The 19,468-nt window shown below is 41.3% G+C and carries 22 protein-coding genes; 21 read left to right on the top strand and 1 reads right to left on the bottom strand.

What is annotated here, in order from left to right:
- Position 1 precedes the first annotated feature (1 nt).
- The 21 genes from fabD to FFM67_RS04915 all read left to right on the top strand — a co-directional run bounded on the left by fabD (position 2) and on the right by FFM67_RS04915 (position 17,109).
- A complete protein-coding gene (fabD, locus tag FFM67_RS05015; protein ID WP_137613497.1) occupies positions 2–928 on the top strand; it encodes an ACP S-malonyltransferase in 927 nt (308 codons plus the stop codon).
- A gap of 45 nt (positions 929–973) precedes the next feature.
- Positions 974–1,705: a 3-oxoacyl-[acyl-carrier-protein] reductase gene (gene fabG / locus FFM67_RS05010; protein WP_137613496.1), complete on the top strand. Its 732-nt coding sequence runs from the start codon at positions 974–976 to the stop codon at positions 1,703–1,705.
- A 17-nt stretch (positions 1,706–1,722) separates the two neighbouring features.
- Positions 1,723–2,949, top strand: coding sequence for a beta-ketoacyl-ACP synthase II (fabF, locus tag FFM67_RS05005; protein WP_137613495.1), 1,227 nt, complete (start codon positions 1,723–1,725; stop codon positions 2,947–2,949).
- A gap of 2 nt (positions 2,950–2,951) precedes the next feature.
- A complete protein-coding gene (gene accB / locus FFM67_RS05000) occupies positions 2,952–3,410 on the top strand; it encodes an acetyl-CoA carboxylase biotin carboxyl carrier protein (protein ID WP_137613494.1) in 459 nt (152 codons plus the stop codon).
- Positions 3,411–3,432: 22 nt separating this feature from the next.
- Complete coding sequence (fabZ, locus tag FFM67_RS04995; protein ID WP_137613493.1) at positions 3,433–3,855, top strand: 3-hydroxyacyl-ACP dehydratase FabZ; 423 nt, start codon at positions 3,433–3,435, stop codon at positions 3,853–3,855.
- 6 nt (positions 3,856–3,861) lie between these two features.
- On the top strand, positions 3,862–5,226 hold the full coding sequence (locus FFM67_RS04990; protein ID WP_137613492.1) for an acetyl-CoA carboxylase biotin carboxylase subunit: 1,365 nt from the start codon (positions 3,862–3,864) through the stop codon (positions 5,224–5,226).
- A gap of 11 nt (positions 5,227–5,237) precedes the next feature.
- Positions 5,238–6,107, top strand: coding sequence for an acetyl-CoA carboxylase, carboxyltransferase subunit beta (gene accD / locus FFM67_RS04985; RefSeq protein ID WP_137613491.1), 870 nt, complete (start codon positions 5,238–5,240; stop codon positions 6,105–6,107).
- On the top strand, positions 6,104–6,889 hold the full coding sequence (locus FFM67_RS04980; RefSeq protein ID WP_137613490.1) for an acetyl-CoA carboxylase carboxyl transferase subunit alpha: 786 nt from the start codon (positions 6,104–6,106) through the stop codon (positions 6,887–6,889). The genes accD and FFM67_RS04980 overlap by 4 nt, the downstream gene beginning before the upstream one ends.
- Positions 6,890–7,046: 157 nt before the next feature.
- On the top strand, positions 7,047–7,853 hold the full coding sequence (locus FFM67_RS04975) for a transporter substrate-binding domain-containing protein (protein WP_137613489.1): 807 nt from the start codon (positions 7,047–7,049) through the stop codon (positions 7,851–7,853).
- Between the two features lie 165 nt (positions 7,854–8,018).
- Positions 8,019–8,861 carry a transporter substrate-binding domain-containing protein gene (locus FFM67_RS04970; RefSeq protein WP_137613488.1) on the top strand — a complete coding sequence of 281 codons (843 nt, stop codon included), beginning with the start codon at positions 8,019–8,021 and terminating at the stop codon, positions 8,859–8,861.
- An 11-nt stretch (positions 8,862–8,872) separates the two neighbouring features.
- Entirely contained in the window at positions 8,873–9,562 is a 690-nt protein-coding gene (locus tag FFM67_RS04965; protein ID WP_137613487.1) for an amino acid ABC transporter permease, read from the top strand.
- An 18-nt stretch (positions 9,563–9,580) separates the two neighbouring features.
- A complete protein-coding gene (locus FFM67_RS04960; RefSeq protein ID WP_137613486.1) occupies positions 9,581–10,315 on the top strand; it encodes an amino acid ABC transporter ATP-binding protein in 735 nt (244 codons plus the stop codon).
- A gap of 438 nt (positions 10,316–10,753) precedes the next feature.
- Positions 10,754–11,278 (top strand): YqeG family HAD IIIA-type phosphatase, encoded by a 525-nt coding sequence (locus tag FFM67_RS04955; protein ID WP_071860965.1) that lies wholly within the window; start codon positions 10,754–10,756, stop codon positions 11,276–11,278.
- Positions 11,279–12,388: a ribosome biogenesis GTPase YqeH gene (gene yqeH / locus FFM67_RS04950; RefSeq protein WP_137613485.1), complete on the top strand. Its 1,110-nt coding sequence runs from the start codon at positions 11,279–11,281 to the stop codon at positions 12,386–12,388.
- 37 nt (positions 12,389–12,425) lie between these two features.
- On the top strand, positions 12,426–12,737 hold the full coding sequence (yhbY, locus tag FFM67_RS04945; protein ID WP_137613484.1) for a ribosome assembly RNA-binding protein YhbY: 312 nt from the start codon (positions 12,426–12,428) through the stop codon (positions 12,735–12,737).
- Between the two features lie 90 nt (positions 12,738–12,827).
- On the top strand, positions 12,828–13,409 hold the full coding sequence (locus tag FFM67_RS04940) for a nicotinate-nucleotide adenylyltransferase (RefSeq protein WP_246042935.1): 582 nt from the start codon (positions 12,828–12,830) through the stop codon (positions 13,407–13,409).
- A complete protein-coding gene (yqeK, locus tag FFM67_RS04935; protein WP_137613525.1) occupies positions 13,399–13,995 on the top strand; it encodes a bis(5'-nucleosyl)-tetraphosphatase (symmetrical) YqeK in 597 nt (198 codons plus the stop codon). Before FFM67_RS04940 ends, yqeK begins: the two co-directional genes overlap by 11 nt.
- A 33-nt stretch (positions 13,996–14,028) precedes the next feature.
- Positions 14,029–14,385: a ribosome silencing factor gene (gene rsfS, locus FFM67_RS04930; protein WP_281279091.1), complete on the top strand. Its 357-nt coding sequence runs from the start codon at positions 14,029–14,031 to the stop codon at positions 14,383–14,385.
- Entirely contained in the window at positions 14,385–15,116 is a 732-nt protein-coding gene (locus FFM67_RS04925) for a class I SAM-dependent DNA methyltransferase (protein ID WP_137613481.1), read from the top strand. Before rsfS ends, FFM67_RS04925 begins: the two co-directional genes overlap by 1 nt.
- 61 nt (positions 15,117–15,177) lie before the next feature.
- Positions 15,178–16,317 (top strand): nucleotidyltransferase, encoded by a 1,140-nt coding sequence (locus tag FFM67_RS04920; RefSeq protein WP_137613480.1) that lies wholly within the window; start codon positions 15,178–15,180, stop codon positions 16,315–16,317.
- 72 nt (positions 16,318–16,389) lie between these two features.
- Positions 16,390–17,109 (top strand): YebC/PmpR family DNA-binding transcriptional regulator, encoded by a 720-nt coding sequence (locus FFM67_RS04915; protein ID WP_071860973.1) that lies wholly within the window; start codon positions 16,390–16,392, stop codon positions 17,107–17,109.
- Positions 17,110–17,160: 51 nt separating this feature from the next.
- Here FFM67_RS04915 and helD read toward each other — a convergent pair whose 3' ends face one another.
- On the bottom strand, positions 17,161–19,440 hold the full coding sequence (helD, locus tag FFM67_RS04910) for an RNA polymerase recycling motor HelD (protein ID WP_137613479.1): 2,280 nt from the start codon (positions 19,438–19,440) through the stop codon (positions 17,161–17,163).
- Positions 19,441–19,468: the final 28 nt, after the last annotated feature.

Genomic DNA, 19,468 nt, shown 5'->3' with positions numbered 1-19,468 from the left:
CATGAAAACAGCATTCTTGTTCAGCGGGCAAGGCGCGCAATATGTCGGCATGGGTAAAGAGTTATATCAACAAGAAAAACGTGTAAAGGAAACTTTTGAAGAGGCCAGTGACCTTTTAGGCTTTTCAATGGAAGATTTGTGTTTTGAAGAAAACAATCGGCTAAATGAAACTAAGTACACGCAGCCAGCAATCTTGACAGTCAGCACCGCCTTTTTACGGGTCTTGAAGGAAAAAGGTTTCCATGCGGATGCCGTTGCTGGCCTAAGTTTAGGGGAATACACGGCTTTAGTTGCCTCAGGTGCATTAGCCTTTAGCGATGCTGTTCAGCTAGTTCATCAGCGGGGACAATTTATGAGTGAAGCAGCCCCAACTGGTAGCGGGAAAATGGTAGCGGTCATGAATACAGACGCTGAGGTGATTGAAGCGTGTTGTCGTGAAGCTTCGGCTTTAGGAATTGTTTCACCAGCAAACTATAATACTCCGCAACAGATCGTGATTGGCGGCGAAGTAGCCGCAGTCGAGAAGGCGGAAGAATTATTGCAAGCGGCAGGAACAAAACGGATGATCCAGCTAAATGTCAGCGGTCCATTCCACACGGCATTGTTAGAGCCAGCCAGCAAACGATTAAACGAAGTTTTGCAGACGATTTTGTTTAAAGAAATGGAAATTCCAGTCATTTCAAATACTACTGCAAAAGTGATGCCTCAAGCAGAAATTGTTTCATTGCTGACGAAGCAAGTCATGTCGCCAGTACGCTTTAGTGATAGTGTTCAAACCTTTAAAGAACTTGGTGTGACGCGATTAATTGAGATCGGTCCAGGGAAAACATTAACTGGCTTTATCAAAAAAATTGACCGTAGCTTAGCTACTAGTCGAGTAGAAGATGCCAAAACTTTGGCTGAGACGATCGACTTTTTAACTGAATGATTGATCGAATGATGAGAAGAACACTGAATGAATTAGGAGGTCCGAATGGAATTAACCAATAAAACTGTCTTTATTACCGGCAGCAGTCGTGGAATCGGCTGGGGCATTGCAAAAGCTTTCGCCAAAACCGGAGCGAATATTGTTTTGAATGGTCGGAAAGAGATTCCGGCAGAAAAAATCGCTGAGATTGAAGCCTTAGGAGTGAAATGTACGTCTATTTGCGGCGACATCAGCTCTTTTGAAGACGCAGGGAAAATGATCAAAGACTGTGAAACCAATCTAGGGACGATCGATGTCTTGATTAACAATGCAGGAATCACAAAAGATCAATTGCTTTTACGGATGAAACCGGAAGACTTTGATGCGGTATTAGACATCAACTTGAAAGGGACATTCAATATGACCCAACAAGTTTTGAAACAAATGATGAAAAAACGTGCTGGTGTGATTATTAATCTTTCCAGTGTTGTCGGTTTGATTGGTAATGTTGGTCAAAGCAACTATGCCGCCAGTAAAGCCGGTGTGATTGGTTTTACTAAAGCTGTCGCTAGAGAAGTCGCCCCTCGTGGGATCACATGCAACGCGATCGCTCCTGGATTTATCAAAACAGATATGACAGATGAATTGAATGATAAAGTTAAAGAACAAATGGAAGGTCAAATTCCGCTGAAATGCTTCGGCAGTGTGGAAGACGTGGCAAACGCTGCGTTGTTCTTAGCCCAAAACAGCTACATCACCGGTCAAGTCTTGAACGTTGATGGCGGAATGGTCATGTAAAGAAAGGACGGAAGAAAATGAATCGTGTCGTAATTACAGGCTTTGGTGTTGCCTCACCAATTGGTAATGATGAAGAAACATTTTTAAAGAATTTAAAAGCAGGAAATCATGGTTTTGGACCAATCACACGCTTTGATGCCAGTGAAACAGGTATTACTTTAGCTGGTGAAGTCAAAGAATTTCCTTTAGAAAAATATTTTGTTAAAAAAGATACGAAACGGATGGAAACATACTCACTGTATGCCATCTATTCAGCGCTTGAAGCGTTAGAAATGAGCGGCATTAACACGGAAGAAGAAAATATGGAACGTTTCGGCGTGATGATCGGTTCTGGTGTTGGAGGTTTAGGAACGATTCAAGACCAAGTCATCAAAATGGATGCTAAAGGACCAGGTCGTGTTTCACCAATGTTCGTACCACTTGCTATCGTGAATATGGCGGCTGGAAATGTCGCGCTACGAATTGGAGCAAAGGGAATTTGTACTAGTACCGTAACGGCTTGTGCTAGTGGAACGCATTCTATTGGAGAAGCCTTCCGTAATATTAAACACGGTTATTCTGATGTGATTATTGCCGGCGGAGCGGAGTCTTGTATTAATAAAATCGGGATTTCTGGCTTTGCGGCTTTAACGGCTTTAAGCACCTCAGAAGATCCAACACGTGCATCGATTCCTTTTGATAAAGAGCGTGATGGCTTTGTGATGGGTGAAGGTGCTGGCGTTTTAGTGCTTGAATCATTAGAGCATGCCCAAAAACGCGGGGCAACTATTTTAGGCGAAATTGTTGGTTATGGCGCTACTTGTGATGCCTACCATATGACGGCCCCATCACCAGATGGTGAAGGCGCAGCACGAGCAATTAAAGAAGCAGTCAAAGAAGCGGGGATCGAACCAGCAGAAGTCAATTATGTAAATGCCCATGGTACGAGTACCCAAGCCAATGACAAAGCAGAAAGTAAAGCAATTGAAGCAGCTTTAACAGAAAATGCATATGTCAGCAGTACGAAATCATTGACCGGCCATTTATTAGGCGGAGCCGGCGGTGTGGAAGCCGTAGCATCACTGATGGCACTGCAACATCAATTTATTCCGCCAACTGCAAATATTCAAGAAGTCGATCCAGAAGTCAAAGCCAATGTTGTGGTCAATGAAGCTAAAGAAACGGCAGTTAATTACGCAGTAAGCAATTCTCTAGGCTTTGGCGGACACAACGCTGTGATCTGCTTGAAACGCTGGGAGGCATAAGTATGGAAATCAATGAAGTCAAAGAACTGTTGAAGCAGTTTAATGATTCAAACTTAACCGAGTTTGATTTGCGCGAAGGCAGCTTTGAATTGTATATGAATAAAAATCAAACGAGTCGACAAACAGCGACACCTGTACAACCGGAGTCGGTTACTGAGACCGTAGCAGCACCAGTTCCAGCAACAGAAACGGACAGCGCGCCGCCGACTGTAAAAAGCACTGAGGAGGGGCAAGTGATTACGTCACCAATCGTTGGGATCGTGTATTTGCAACCTTCACCAGAGCAACCAGCCTTTAAATCGGTTGGTGAGACGGTAAAACAAGGTGAGACCGTTTGTATCATTGAAGCAATGAAATTATTGAATGAAATCACCAGTGAATTCGATGGAACGATTACCGAAATCTTGGTTGAAAACGAAGATGTAGTTGAATACGGACAGCCTTTGTTCCGTATTAATTAATTCAGATTGGAGCAAATAAGATATGTTAACGATTGAAGAAATTAAAGAAATCATCCCACATCGCTATCCGATGTTATTGATTGATCGTGTTGAAGAATTAGAAGCAGGAAAAAGCATCAAAGCAAAGAAAAATGTTTCCGTCAATGAACCATTTTTCCAAGGCCATTTTCCTCACGAACCTGTGATGCCGGGTGTGTTAATCGTCGAAGCGATGGCTCAAGCCGGTGCGGTTGCTTTGTTATCAATGGAAGATTTTAAAGGGAAAACCGCTTATTTTGGCGGGATCGATAAAGCGAAGTTCCGTAAAAAAGTAGTACCTGGCGATACTTTAGTCTTAGAAGTTGAATTAACAAAAGTCCGTTCTTCAGCAGGTTGCGGCAAAGGCATCGCCTATGTCGATGGTAAAAAAGTAGCCGAAGCAGAACTAACTTTTATGATTGGATAGATGCCGATGTTTTCAAAAATTTTGATCGCCAACCGTGGCGAGATCGCTGTACGAATTATCCGTGCTTGTCGTGAATTGGGAATTCAGACAGTAGCGGTTTATTCTGAAGCGGATAAAGAAGCGTTACATACGGAAATGGCCGATGAAGCGATTTGCATTGGGCCTGCCCGTTCGAGTGAATCTTATTTGAATATGCAAGAGATTTTAAGCGCAGCAATTGTGACCAATGCTGAAGCGATCCATCCAGGTTTTGGGTTTTTGTCCGAAAATAGTTTATTTGCGACGATGTGCGCCGAATGTAATATTAAATTTATCGGGCCTAGTGAAAAAACCATCGATGCGATGGGAAATAAAATTCATGCTCGTCAATTAATGCAAAAAGCCAGTGTTCCAGTAATTCCTGGTAGCGATGGCGCAATTGCCACACTAGCTGAAGCCGAAATACTAGCCGAAAAAATTGGTTATCCGGTGATGCTAAAAGCAGCAGCTGGCGGTGGCGGAAAAGGGATTCGTAAAGTTCCGACTAAAAGCGAACTTGAAAAAAATTTCTTGTCTGCAAAATCCGAAGCAAAAGCGGCTTTTGGTGATGACTCAATGTACATGGAAAAAATTATTTATCCAGCACGTCATATCGAGGTTCAAATTTTAGGTGATCAACAAGGCGACGTGATCCATTTAGGAGAACGGGATTGTTCATTGCAACGGAACAATCAAAAAGTCTTGGAAGAAGCGCCCTCGGTAGTCATTGGCGAAGAAACCCGTAAAATGTTGGGGGATATCGCTGTCAAAGCGGGAAAAGCCGTAAATTATGAAAGTGCCGGAACGATTGAATTTCTACGAGATGAAAATGGAAATTTTTATTTTATGGAAATGAATACGCGAATTCAAGTCGAACATCCGATTACGGAAATGGTGACTGGAATTGATATTGTCAAAAAACAAATCAAAATCGCAGCTGGCGAACCATTAGGTTTGAAACAGTCTGATGTGAAATTTCAAGGCCATTCTATCGAGTGCCGCATCAACGCAGAGAATCCGGCCTTCAATTTTGCACCGTCTCCTGGTAAAATCAAAACGTTGCTATTGCCAAGTGGTGGTTTAGGTTTACGGGTGGATAGCGCGATGTACAGTGGAGTGACAATTCCACCATATTATGATTCAATGATTGCAAAGATCATCGTTCATGGCGAAGACCGGTTTGATGCGTTGATGAAGATGCAGCGGGCATTAGGGGAATTCGTTTCAGATGGCGTGATTACAAATGTGGAATTTCAAATGGATCTAATCAGTCATCCAAGCGTCTTGTTTGGCGATTACGATACCAGCTTTTTACAAAAAACATTTTTACCTGAGTGGCAACAAAGCGAGTAGGAGGAATTTAAGTGGGACTTTTTAATAAGAAAAAAAACTACATTCGGATCAATCCTAACCGCGATAGTGCGCCGACAACGAAGCCAACTGTACCAGATGATATGTGGGCGAAGTGCCCGAATTGTAAACGGACCTTGTACAAAAAAGAAATGGGTGCCGAAAAAGTTTGTCCGCATTGCGGCTACAGTTTCCGGATCAGTGCTTGGGAACGTTTGGCGCTAACGATTGATGAAAAAAGCTTGATCGATTGGAACAACGACTTACCTCAGAAAAATCCCATTGATTTTCCGGATTATTTAACCAAGATCGAAAAGACTCGTGAGACAACCGGTTTGGACGAGGCTGTTCTGACAGGAAAAGCCTCGATCAATGGTGAAACGGTCGCTATCGGTGTGATGGATGCCAACTTCATTATGGGAAGTATGGGTACCGTCGTAGGGGAGAAAATAACTCGCTTATTTGAACAAGCTGTCAGTGAAAAATTACCAGTTGTACTCTTTACGGCTTCTGGTGGTGCCCGCATGCAAGAAGGGATCTTTTCTTTGATGCAGATGGCAAAAATCTCTGCGGCTGTGAAACGTCATAGCAATGCGGGGCTTTTATACATCACGGTCTTAACTGACCCAACAACTGGTGGGGTAACAGCCAGCTTCGCAATGGAAGGTGATATCATTCTTGCTGAACCGCAAACTTTAGTCGGTTTTGCTGGACGTCGGGTTATTGAACAGACGATTCGCCAGCAATTACCCGATGATTTTCAAAAAGCGGAATTTTTATTGCAGCATGGATTTATTGATCAAATCGTTCCTCGTTTAGAGCTACGGGACCGTTTAACACAATTATTAGCACTTCATCAACAGAAAGGCTGGGGTGAAAAATGAGTCTGACTGCTGGAGAAATTGTAAAATTAGCGCGACACCAAGAGCGCTTAACCAGCCTTGATTATTTCGAAAAAATCTTTACTGATTTTCAAGAATTTCATGGGGATCGCTCCTTTGGCGATGATCCTGCAATTGTTGGCGGAATAGCTAAGCTGGCGGGAAACCCAGTGACGGTCGTTGGCATCCAAAAAGGCGCAAACCTGAAAGAAAACATGGATCGCAATTTTGGTCAACCGAATCCCGAAGGTTATCGTAAGGCATTACGCTTGATGAAGCAGGCGGAGAAATTCAATCGTCCGGTGATTTGCTTTGTCAATACACCAGGTGCCTTTTGTGGGGTTGAAGCCGAAGAGCGGGGAGAAGGCGAAGCGATTGCACGTAACTTGATGGAAATGTCCGATTTACGCGTACCAATCATTTCGATTGTGACTGGTGAAGGCGGCAGTGGTGGCGCATTAGCTTTAGCTGTTGCTGACGAAGTTTGGATGATGGAATACAGTATTTATGCGATTTTATCGCCAGAAGGCTTTGCCTCGATTCTTTGGAAGGATGGCAAGCGAGCCGATGAAGCAGCCGAGCTGATGAAAATCACCGCTGCTGAATTATTGGAGCTAGATGTGATCGATCGAGTGATTCCCGAAACGCTAAAAGGTAAAAAACTTAGCGAAGACAAAATCATTCGCATGATGCAAAAGGCTTTAATTGAAAAGCTGACGGAGTTAGCACGATACTCAAAAGAAGAATTAATCGAGAAACGTTACCAACGTTTTCGTAAATTTTAAGCGACGGCAGAAGCCGTCGCTTTTTTAGGCGTCAAAATGAATATAAATCTAATCATGACTATCTTTTTTGCGAAAATTTAAATAAATATTCATTTATATCTGTAAATAGTGAAATAATATGCTATACTGTTTTCAACATAGTAATGGAGGTCTGTAAATGAAAAAAATGATGAAGGTTGTTTTAGCGGGAGTAATTTTATTGTCATTAGCGGCCTGTGGCAGTAAAAAAGAAGCGGACAAATTGGATACGATTAAAGAAAAAGGGGTCATTAAAGTCGCTACGTCCCCGGATTACGCACCCTTTGGTTTTCACACGACGATTAACGGGAAAGATAAGATTGTCGGGGCGGATATAGAAATGGTTGAAGCGATTGCTAAAAAAATGGGCGTCAAAGTGGATTGGGTCGATATGAGTTTTAATGCAGTTTTGGCAGCGGCCAAAGAAGGCAAAGCCGATATCGCCGTCTCAGCTATCTCGGTAACCAGTGAGCGGGAAAAGAGCTTTGATTTTACGACGGATTATTATACTTCTCCACAAGTAATCGTGATTAATAAGAAAAATGCTGATAAACTAAACTCAATCGAAAGTTTTGCTGGGAAACAAGTTGGGGCGCAAAAAGGAACGATCCAAGAAAATATCGTAAAACAGCAAATGAAAGACGCAAAATTAGTCTCAATTGAAAAGCTGCCAAATATTTTTCTTGAAGTGAAAAAGGGTTCGCTAGATGGACTCGTTGTAGAAAAAACCGTAGCTGATGCGTATGTGAATCAAAATCCAGAGTTGATGATCGCTGAAATCCCATTAAAAAGCATGAAGGAAGACTCTTTGTGCATCGCAGTGCCAAAAGGAAACGAGAAACTGGTGAAGAAGCTAGATAAATATATCAAAGAAATGAAGTCAGATGGAACGATCGACAAAATGGTAGAAGAAAACAATCAGTTAGCACAAAAAGGCGGAGAATAAAAATATTTATTCATTAGTTTGCTGCATATATACAGTAAAAATCGATTAATTTCATTAGCTATCGATATTTATACACTTTTTACTTGTTTTATGAAAATTTCATGCTATAATAAATTCATTGAAATAAGCTTTCAAAAATAGTGACCTATATTAGGAGGAACCAGGATGAAAAAGATTACCGGCATAGTTATGACATTAATAGCATTATTTACTTTAGCAGCATGTGGTGGGGGCAGCGATAAAACTGCAGATTCCTCATCAAATGCAAAATCTGAGGACCAATTAGCAGCAATCAAAAAGGCGGGCGTCTTAAAAGTCGCTACATCAGCTGACTACGCACCGTTTGAATTTCATACCATGGTAGATGGTAAAGATAAAATTGTTGGGGCGGATATTGATTTAGTGAATGCGATCGCCAAAGAATTAGGCGTGAAAGCGGAAGTTTCGGATATGAGCTTTAATACAGTCTTAGCTTCATTAAAAGAGGGCAAATCAGATATCGCGATTTCAGCAATCTCAGCAACAAAGGAACGGAAAGAACAATTTAACTTCACAGATAACTACTACAATCCACCACAAGTTTTGATCATCAACAAAAAAAATCAAGACAAGTTTACGAGTGTTGATGCATTGAAAGATAAAAATGTTGGTGCCCAAAAAGGTTCAATTCAAGAAGACATCGTCAAGACACAACTTAAAGATGCGAAACTTGTTTCAATCGAAAAAGTACCGAACATGGTGATTGAAGTCAATAGTGGCTCTTTGGACGCGATGGTTGTCGAAAAAACAATCGCTGAGTCTTACGTAGAACAAAATCCAGATTTAATGATTGCTAACATTGATTTAAAAGCCTCTAATGATGAAGCTTTTGCCATTGCATTACCAAAAGGCAGTGATCAATTCCAAACGGAGTTAAACAAAATTATCAAAAAATTGAGTGACGAAGGCAAGATTGATGAATTTGTAAAACAAAACCATGAACTAGCCGAAAAATCAGCAAAAGAATAGAGGTATAAGCTTTGGATTTTTCATTTTTAAATAAATACGTATCTTACTTCATTTCCGGCGCGGGAATCACTGTGGGTATTTCACTGGTGACTGTTTGCTTAGGGACACTGATCGGTTTGGTCATGGCTTTGTTGAAATTGTCGAAGCACAAACCACTAAACTGGCTGGCAAATATTTATATCGAGGTGCTGCGTGGCACTCCGATGTTACTACAAATTACAATCGGGTTTTTGATCTTACAAGGTTTCTTTCCTTCGAAGGATTTAGATGTGGGAGTTCTATCGGTTAGCGTCAATCGATTGTTTCCTGGGATGATTATTTTATCATTGAACTCAGGAGCTTATGTGGCGGAAATCATTCGTGGTGGGATTACCGCAGTCAATTTTGGTCAAACAGAAGCGGCCCACTCATTAGGGCTGCGTCCTGCTCAAACAATGCGGTATGTCATTTTGCCACAGGCGCTAAGAAATATTTTACCTCCTCTAGGTAATGAATTTGTTACCTTAATCAAGGATTCGTCTTTACTGGCAACGATTGGAATTAATGAATTGATGGGCTCAGCTCAAATCGTTGTATCAAACTCCTATATTCCATTAGAACCATTGATTGTGGCGGCGGGACTTTATTTTGTGATGACCTTCATCACCTCGCGTCTGCTGAACTTATGGGAGAAAAAACTTGGCAAAGGCTACCAACGATAAGTGTAGAGGTGAATAATAATGACAGAAGCATTGATTCAAATAGAACATTTAAATAAAAAATTTGGTGACAATGAAGTGTTGAAAGATATTTCAGCAGAAATTACACCAGGTGAAGTGGTCGTAATTATTGGTCCTTCTGGATCGGGGAAAAGTACCTTTTTGCGCTGTGTCAATTTATTAGAGGTTCCAACTTCTGGTTCAATCAAATTTGAAGGTACGGATATTACAGATAAGAAAAATGATATTTTTAAGACGCGGGAAAAAATGGGAATGGTTTTCCAACAGTTCAATCTATTCCCTAATATGACGGTGTTAGACAATATTATGTTGTCACCAATAAAGGTCAAAGGTTTGGCGAAAGCAGAAGCAGAAGTCATTGCTAAAGAATTATTGGAAAAAGTCGGCTTGTCAGAAAAAGCAGATGCCTATCCACAATCGTTATCCGGCGGACAGCAACAACGAATCGCGATCGCACGAGCGTTAGCGATGCAGCCAGACGTAATGCTTTTTGATGAACCCACATCAGCACTTGATCCTGAAATGGTCGGGGATGTTCTGGAAGTTATGCAACAGCTGGCCAAAGAAGGCATGACCATGATGATTGTGACTCATGAAATGGGTTTTGCCAAAGAAGTCGGCGACCGTGTGATCTTTATGGACGGTGGCGTGATCGTTGAAGAAGGGACTCCAGAAGAAGTCTTTGACCATACCAAAAATTCACGAACCATCGACTTTTTATCCAAAGTATTATAATAACCCCGAGACTAGGCAAACAAAGCCTAGTCTTTTTTTTTTGCGAGCTCCACTTTGCGCTGTAGTGCAACTAGTGGAATCGTATGTGTACGAAGATAGAGAATTTTTTGATATTTTAAAAATTTAACTTTATTTATGAACTAGGGGTCAGTTCTTTTTTTAGTTAAAAGTAGTAACGAGTAAAAAACTATAGCTGGACTTAACTGTTTAACAGAATGATCGAGTGACGAAAATAAGTGTGAATTGTTGCGAATCTAAAAAATCTACTCTTCAAGCTAATTTTTCTTTGATAATAAGCCCCAATTTTTGTTTAATACGCAAAAAGCTCGAGGGTTCATAAAGTCTTTCTAAAACCTTTGTAGTCAAATGTAGAGATTTCTGAAAAATTGCGTTATAATCAGGTTTTGTAGATGTATAAAAAAAGTGATAGGAGTTGCCATGTTAGATAAATTCAAACCAACGTGGATGGTCGAAGCCATTTATCAAATTACCCCAGAACAATTGAAGGCTCATGGCTTTAAAGCTGTGTTGACAGATTTGGATAATACCTTAATTGCTTGGAACAATCCTAACGGGACCAAAGAGCTGATTGATTGGTTAAAAATGATGGATGACGCCGGGATTCCAGTTGTTGTTGTCTCAAATAATAAGGCGAGTCGGGTGGCTAAAGCGCTGGAAAGTTTTCAGTTGGACTTTGTTTCGCGGGCGATGAAACCTTTTTCTGTAGGAATAAAAAATGCGCAACAGCAACTTGGTGTTTCAAAGGATGAAATAGTTATGATCGGTGATCAAGTTATGACGGATATCCGTGGTGCTAGTGCTGCTGGGATTCGCAGCATTCTGGTACGCCCAATTCTTGACACGGATGGTTGGAATACACGAATCAATCGTTTTTTTGAACGTCGTGTGATGCATATTTTATTACGCAATGACCCTGAGATGAAATGGAAGAGTGAATTATAAATGGAAGAAGAATTATATTGTATCGGGTGCGGTGCGAAGATTCAAACGAATCATCCCAATGAATTAGGCTATACTCCGCAATCTGCTTTAGAAAAAGGGTTGGAAAACGGCGAAGTATATTGTCAACGTTGTTTCCGCCTGCGTCATTACAACGAGATTCAAGATGTTTCATTAACCGATGACGATTTTTTACGCTTGTTAAATGAATTAGGAAAAGCAAATGCGTTAATCGTGAATGTCGTGGATATTTTTGACTTTAACGGTTCGTTGATTCCCGGCTTGCACCGTTTTGTCGGCGACAATCCGGTCTTGTTAGTCGGAAATAAAGTGGATTTACTGCCAAAATCGTTGAAACGCGGTCGCTTGACCCAATGGATGCGTGAACGTGCCCATGAGGAAGGCTTGCGGCCAGTAGATATTTTATTGACTAGCGCTCGCAAACCCCATGAAATGGAAGAGCTATTAGCGAAAATTGAGGAATATCGTGAAGGTCGCGATGTGTATGTGGTTGGGGTGACTAATGTTGGGAAATCCACGTTAATCAACCAAATCATTAAGCAAACGGCTGGCGTTCAAGATTTGATTACGACGTCACAGTTTCCGGGAACGACTTTAGATAAGATCGAAATTCCACTGGACGACGGTCAGTACCTATTTGATACACCAGGAATTATTCATCGTCATCAGATGGCGCATTATCTTGGTAAAAAAGATTTGAAAATCATCGCCCCTCATAAAGAAATCAAGCCGAAAGTCTATCAGCTGAATGAAGGGCAAACCTTGTTTTTAGGTGGCTTGGCTCGTTTTGATTTTATCCAAGGAGAGCGGGCATCTTTTGTCGCCTATGTCTCCAATGATATCGAACCGCATCGGACGAAACTTGAAAAGGCTGATGCATTTTATGAGAAACATGTGGGAGGCTTATTGCAGCCGCCGCGGCCTGATGAAGTTGCAGATTTTCCTGAATTAGTGCGTTTTGAATTTTCAATTAAAGAAAAAACCGATATCGTATTCGCCGGATTAGGCTGGGTAACGGTATCAAAACCGGCTGTTGTGGCTGGTTGGGCACCAAAAGGAGTCGATGTATTGACTCGTAAGGCACTCGTTTAAGACATAAAAATACGAAGATCCAAATAAGGGGAATATAATGGAATTAAGAGGAAAACAAAAACGTTTCTTACGCAGTCAGGCGCATCACTTACAACCGATTTTTCAAATCGGCAAAAATGGTCTGAATGAAGCAGTGATTGTTCAAATCAATGAAGCGTTAGAAAAAAGAGAATTGATCAAAGTCAATTTGTTACAAAATACTGATGAAGTGGCTGAAGAAGTCGCCCATGTTTTAGAAGCGAAAATCAACTGTGAAATTGTTCAAATCATTGGACGAGTATTGGTATTATATAAAGCGTCAAGCAAAGAAAAATATCAAAAGATCTCAAAAGAAGTGCAAGCAATCTAATACTAAATACGTTCAAATACTAAGGAGGAATGACGGGTGTATTCAGATGTCTTAACGATTCCAAAGGTTGAACCGCTAACGGTTTCCACAATGCCAAAAAAACAAGTGGGCCTATTAGGCGGAAATTTTAATCCAATCCATCATGCGCATTTAATGATTGCGGAACAGGTGGGTCAAAAAATGGGATTTGATGAAGTACATTTGTTGCCGAGTTATTTACCGCCTCATGTGGATGAAAAGAAAACGATCGACAGTAAGCAGCGATTGGCGATGGTGAAGCTGGCAGTCGAAGATAATTCCTTTTTGTCGGTGGATACGAGAGAATTGGCACGTAAGGGAAAGAGTTATACGATCGATACGATGTTGGAAATGACTGCTGAAAATCCGGATACGGAATATTATTTCATTATCGGCGGCGATGAAGTGGCCTATTTACCAAAATGGCATCGAATCGATGAATTGATTCGGCTGGTGAATTTTGTCGGCGTGAAGCGGGCAGGGTTTACACCGGAAAGTCCTTATCCGATTATTTGGGTCGATGTTCCTGAGATTCAGCTTTCCTCGTCTTACATTCGTAAACAAGTAAAGCAAGGATGTTCGATTCGTTATTTAGTCCCTGATCGGGTACGAGAATATATCGCGGAAGAAGGTTTATATCTTGATGAAGTATAGTGCTGAGTATACGGCGATGGATCGTGAAGCTTTGATGCAGGCTGTTCAAATGCGAATGAGCGAACGACGCTTCAAGCATGTCCTTGGAGTAGAAGAAACCGCAGTCGCTTTGGCTGAACGTTTCGGTGAATCACCGGAAAAAGCCAGTATCGCAGCTTTGACTCATGATTATGCCAAAGAGCGTTCAGACGAAGAGTTTCAACTAGCCATCGATCAAGGAAACTTTGAAAATAAAACAGAATTATTAAAATATGGGAACGCCATTTGGCACGGACTTGTCGGTGCAGATTTCGTTGCGCGGGAGCTAAGTATTACTGATGAGGAAATCTTAAATGCGATCCGTCTGCATACGACGGGATCTGCGGAGATGACGTTGTTAGATAAAATTATTTATGTGGCAGATTATATCGAGCCGGGCCGGAATTTTCCTAGTGTAGAAGATGCTCGTGTGATCGCTTTTAGTGATCTAGATCAAGCTGTGGCTTTTGAAACAAAACATACGCTAGCACATTTAGTTGAAGGTGAAAGTCCGATTTATCCTAAAACGATAGAAACCTATAATCGTTGGGTTGCAGGAATAAAATAATAAGTAAGTTGTACAATTATAAGGAGGAGAATTATCATAGATAGTAAAAAAATGTTAGAAATTGCAGTAAAAGCAGCTGATTCAAAACGGGCGGTGGATATTGTTGCCTTGGATGTTACACAAGTCTCTTTATTAGCCGATTATTTTATGATTTGTTCCGCTAATTCAGATCGTCAAATCAACGCAATCGTTGATGAGATCATTGACAAGGAAGAAGAAGCGCAAGTAGAAGTGAAACGAGTAGAAGGAAAAGATGGCGGAAAATGGGTTTTGATCGACTTAGGCGATTTGATCGTTCACGTGTTCAGTCCTTCAGAGCGAGAATTTTATAACTTAGAAAAACTATGGTCTGATGCACCGCTAGAAAACATTGAGGCTTGGATCGACTAATGGCATACGAAACATTTGCTTTTGTTTATGATGAAGTGATGGATGATTCGTTGTATCAGCAATGGTTAGCCTTTTCACTGAAACACTTACCTCAAGGGACCAAGCAGATTTTAGAGTTGGCTTGTGGAACGGGGGCGTTAGCTGTTGAATTTGCTAAGGCAGACTTTGAGGTGACGGGTCTGGATCTATCGGAGGAAATGTTGACGCTGGCTAGTGACCGGGCAATCCAAGAAGATGTTTCAATTAATTGGATCGCTGGCGATATGCTGGATTTGACTGATATCGGGGATTATCAGGCCGTGACCTGTTTTTCTGATTCTCTTTGCTATATGCAAGACGCGACGCAAGTTCAACAAGTTTTTAGCGGCGTGTATCAGTTGTTGAAAGAAAAGGGTAGCTTTATTTTCGATGTGCATTCAACCTATCAAGTGGATGAAGTCTTTCCTAATTATAGTTTCCATGATCAGACAGAAGATTTTGCATTTTTGTGGGATAGTTATCCCGGCGAGGTTCCTCATAGTATCGAACATTTTTTAACCTTTTTCGTCAAAGAAGCCGGAGAAAAATTTGAACGATTTGATGAACTTCATCAAGAGCGAACCTATCCCCTAGAAATGTATCAAGACATGCTGACAGAGGTGGGCTTTAGCAAAGTTGAGGTCTTTGCGGACTTTACGGATGAACAACCAAACAAGACAAGCAAACGCTGGTTTTTTGTTTGTCAAAAATAGCCGAGAGAAATCTCGGTTTTTTTGTTGAAGACAGATTTTTTTGATTAAAGGGGGAATGGCTTTGCGAAGTTGCGGGATAGTTGTGGAATATAATCCGTTCCACAATGGGCATAAATATCACGCTCAAAAAGCGCGGGAACTAAGTGGAGCAGATGTAGTTGTAGCGGTGATGAGCGGGAATTTTTTACAGCGTGGAGAGCCGGCGATTACAGATAAATGGTCGCGGGCCGAAGCAGCATTGAAAAATGGCGTTGATCTCGTTGTGGAGTTGCCATTTGCTTGGGCCGTTCAATCAGCGGATTATTTCGCGAAGGGTAGCATCAAGTTGCTGCAAGCCTTGAATTGCGATGCTTTATGTTTCGGGACGGACAATCAGGCGACGTTTGATTACGCTGATTACGGCCGTTTTTTTATGGAAGAGCAAACAGCAATCGATCAGTTGTTTCATGAATTGCCGGTTGGCTGGAGTTATCCTGAAAAAATGGCGGAGGCCGTGTCACGACTCTATCCAAAGGCGAAAGATTTTCCGCCAAATCATATTTTAGGGTTAAGTTACGCTAAGGAAAATGCCTTTTACGATCATCCGATGGAAATTTTCCCATTACCTCGCAAAGATCAAGGCTATCACGATGAGTCACTGGTGGATAATCAATTTGCCAGTGCTACTGGCATCCGACAAGCGGTCTTAGCAGGAGAAGCGGTGTCAGACTTTGTCCCTGTTGAGACACGACGCGCGTTGCAAAGCACACACATTTCTTGGTCTGATTTTTGGCCCTTGCTGCAGTATCAGCTGCGGGCTACTTCGTTGAAAGGGCTGCAAGAGCTTTATCAAATGAATGAGGGCTTGGAGCACCGCTTGACCAGTCAGAAGGCGGCTAATTTTTCCGATTATTTACAAGCAATTATTACGAAACGCTATACGCAGCCACGGTTGCAACGTTTACTTACCTATGTCTTACTACAAATTCATGAAGCCGAAATAAAAGCGGAACAAGCAGATTCACTGTTACATATTTTAGGTTTCACGCAAAAAGGACAAGCGTATTTAAACCAAAAGAAAAAGCAGTTTGCATTGCCAGTTGCTGCGAAAATAGGTCAAAAGGAACGAGAACAGCATTTTCTAACGTATCGTGCTGATCAAATTTATCAATTGATTTGTCCCACTGAACAGACAAGTGGGCGATTTCCCATTCAAGTTTAAAAAAGACTTTCCAAAGTACAGGGGAGTCGTTATAATGAAAAAGTAAAAAATTAACGGAAGTGAAGTGAAAACATGGGACGTAAGTGGGCGAACATCGTAGCTAAGAAGACTGCGAAGGATGCAAACAATAGTAAAATTTACGCAAAATTTGGGATCGAAATTTATGCAGCAGCAAAATCAGGAGACCCTGATCCGCATGCCAACCAAAAGCTGCGTTTTGTTATTGAACGGGCGAAAACCTATAATGTGCCAAAACATATTATTGATCGTGCAATCGAAAAAGCAAAAGGCTCTGGCGACGAAACGTTCCAAGAACTACGCTATGAAGGCTTCGGACCGAATGGTTCAATGGTCATCGTTGACGCCTTGACGAATAATGTCAATCGGACTGCGTCTGATGTCCGCGCGGCCTTTGGTAAAAATGGCGGAAACATGGGTGTCTCTGGTGCGGTTGCTTATATGTTCGACAATACTGCTTTATTCGGCTTTACCGGTGCTGATGCGGATGAAGTGTTGGAATATTTAATGGAAAAAGAAATTGATGTTCGCGATGTTGTTGACGAAGATGGACAAATTATCGTCTATGGCGAACCAGAAGATTTCAATGAGATCCAAGCAGCTTTGAAGGAGAAGGGCATTACAGAATTCTCGATGGCTGAAATGCAAATGATTCCGCAAAACGAAGTGACATTGACCGGGGATGACTTAGAAAAATTTGAAAAAATGATCGACGTATTAGATGAATTAGAAGATGTTCAACAAATTTATCATAACGTTGAGTTAGACGATTAAAAAAGAAGAAGGCAAGGAAATTATGTTTCCTTGTCTTCTTTATTTTTTTACTTAAATCGCTTTTTCTTGATAAAGTGTTTCGGGTATTCTTTCTAATAAGGGACTCTTTTGATCAACGACTAATAGGTTTAGTTCATGCATCGCACGGGTGCAGACGGTGTATAAAATCAGCTTGTCTTGTTCCGTGTGATAATTTTCTGGTGAGACGTTCCATGCAAAGACGCGATCAAATTCCAACCCCTTGGCTAAGTAAGTAGGAATAATGAGCAGACTCTTCTTCATGAAGTCCTCACCATCTGTTAGTAGCTGGACGTGGTCTTTTTGCTCAGGCGTCAATTGGTTATAAAGGTCTTGGCACTCTTCTACGGTTTTCGCAATGATTGCGGTGCGCCAATACTTTGCCAGTTCCTTTGTTTCTTCGATTTGTTGAACCAACCCGTCGATCATTTGACGTTTTTCATTGGCATAATAAATATTCGGTAAATCGCCTACGCGAGCGGTAAGTTCTACCCGATTTTCTTGGGTCAAAAATTGATTGGCAAAATTAGTGATCTCCTCAGTGGAACGATAACTAGTTGTCAGCTCAAAATGCGTCAATTCTTGCTCAGGGAAAATCTCTGTCAATGAATGGACCATACTTTCATTGCCAAAAACTTTTTGGTTCAAGTCCCCGCATAATGTGTAGGTAGCTTTGGGATACAAATGTTTCAACAAAGCGACTTGTGCCGGTGAAAAGTCCTGCATCTCATCAATGAAGATAAAACGGGCCTTTTGTCTGACATCGAGTGGATGGATTGCCTTCATTAATAGAAATAATAAGGTGCCATCTTCCAAGCTAATGTCTTTCCGTTTGAAATCTTGCAGTAATTCCGTTTGCATCGTTTTCCAATGTTCTTCTGTCAGTTGATAGTGTTTTAATAAACTATCGGGAACCTGTTGTAGAAAATGCAGGTATTGCTTCGCATAATTGATAAAACCGAAACGATTGATTTGGCGGCGTATAGGACGGAATTTCTTTCGGACAATTTTTTGTGTCATTTGACGACGCAATCGACGCTCCGCCTTTTCAGAATCTTCCATATCGGGATTATTGACAAAAACCGCATCGACTAATTCGTCGGCCGCTTTCTTCGCCCAATCCTTTTTCATCTCATCCTTTTCCAAGCCGCCTAATTTCTTCAAAAGTTTCGTTTGTAACAGTTGCATTCGTTGATACATCGGTAAACTAGGATTGGCTTCTTGGTACCAGTTACGGATTTGCTGTTTAGGAATCAATACATCTTGCTTTAGCTTTAAATCACGGAACAAGGGACCAAAATCAGAAATTTGTTTCACGTAGCGATACAGGGATTGAACGATGGCAAAACTACTTTTCGCTCTCAAGACACGGTCATCTTGACCAGAAAGGAAGACTTCTTCATGACTTTCCTCCGTATGAATCTGATAGGTCGGCAATAATGCGGCTAAGAATGTTTTGAAGGTTTCCGTTGGTATCCCACTTTCACCAAGAGAAGGTAGGACAGTCGAAATGTAATCTGAAAAAATATGGTTTGGCGAGAATAGCAATACTTGTTCGTTATCTAGCCATTTGCGATTATGATAAAGAAGGTAGGCAACTCGCTGCAACAACGCAGAAGTTTTTCCGCTGCCGGCGATTCCTTCCACGACTAAAACTTTGCTTCTCGTATCGCGAATGATCTCGTTTTGCGAACGTTGGATCGTCGCCACGATATTTTTCATATGGTTCGAAGAGGCTTCATCTAAAATTTCTAATAAGAAATCATCATTGATTGCTTCGGAGGTATCCACCATTGATAAAATCTGACCTTCACGAATTTTGAATTGTCGTTTCAATAATAATTCGATGGGAATGATCGCGTCATGAGCTTCATAATGGGTTTGACCTAGTGTGCCTTCATAATAAAGATTGGCGATGGGGGCCCGCCAGTCAATGACGATCGTTTCTTCTTTTGTATCTCTTAAAGAAGCGATTCCTAAATAAAGTGTCTCCGCTTCTTGGTCTTCTTTAAAATCGATCCGAGCAAAGTAGGGATTTTGCCCCATTAGTTTAAGCACTTTTTGACGTTTTTCTTGTGAAGCGAAGGTTTGATAGCGTACTAACAACTCTTGCTCATGTTGGCGCGTTTCCGCCATCGTATCAGCTAATGCTTCAAAGGAACCGGCTTGAATCTTTTGACCGGCATTTTCCAACATGTCGGTATCAAATTTTGACTTTGTTTCTTTTTTTTGATTGTCCAAAAAAGCAATTTCTTGTTGGATTAAGGTGCTTGTCTGTTGGACGTGCTCTTGTTCGTACTCTCTAGCGTTCATTGAGCATCCTCCTTTGTTTTTTCCATCA

It is taken from the genome of Enterococcus viikkiensis, from assembly GCF_005405345.1.
Classification (GTDB): Bacteria; Bacillota; Bacilli; order Lactobacillales; family Enterococcaceae; genus Enterococcus_A; species Enterococcus_A viikkiensis.
Note: the sequence above shows the minus strand (reverse complement) of the source record. Positions and strands in the feature narration are given on the sequence as shown.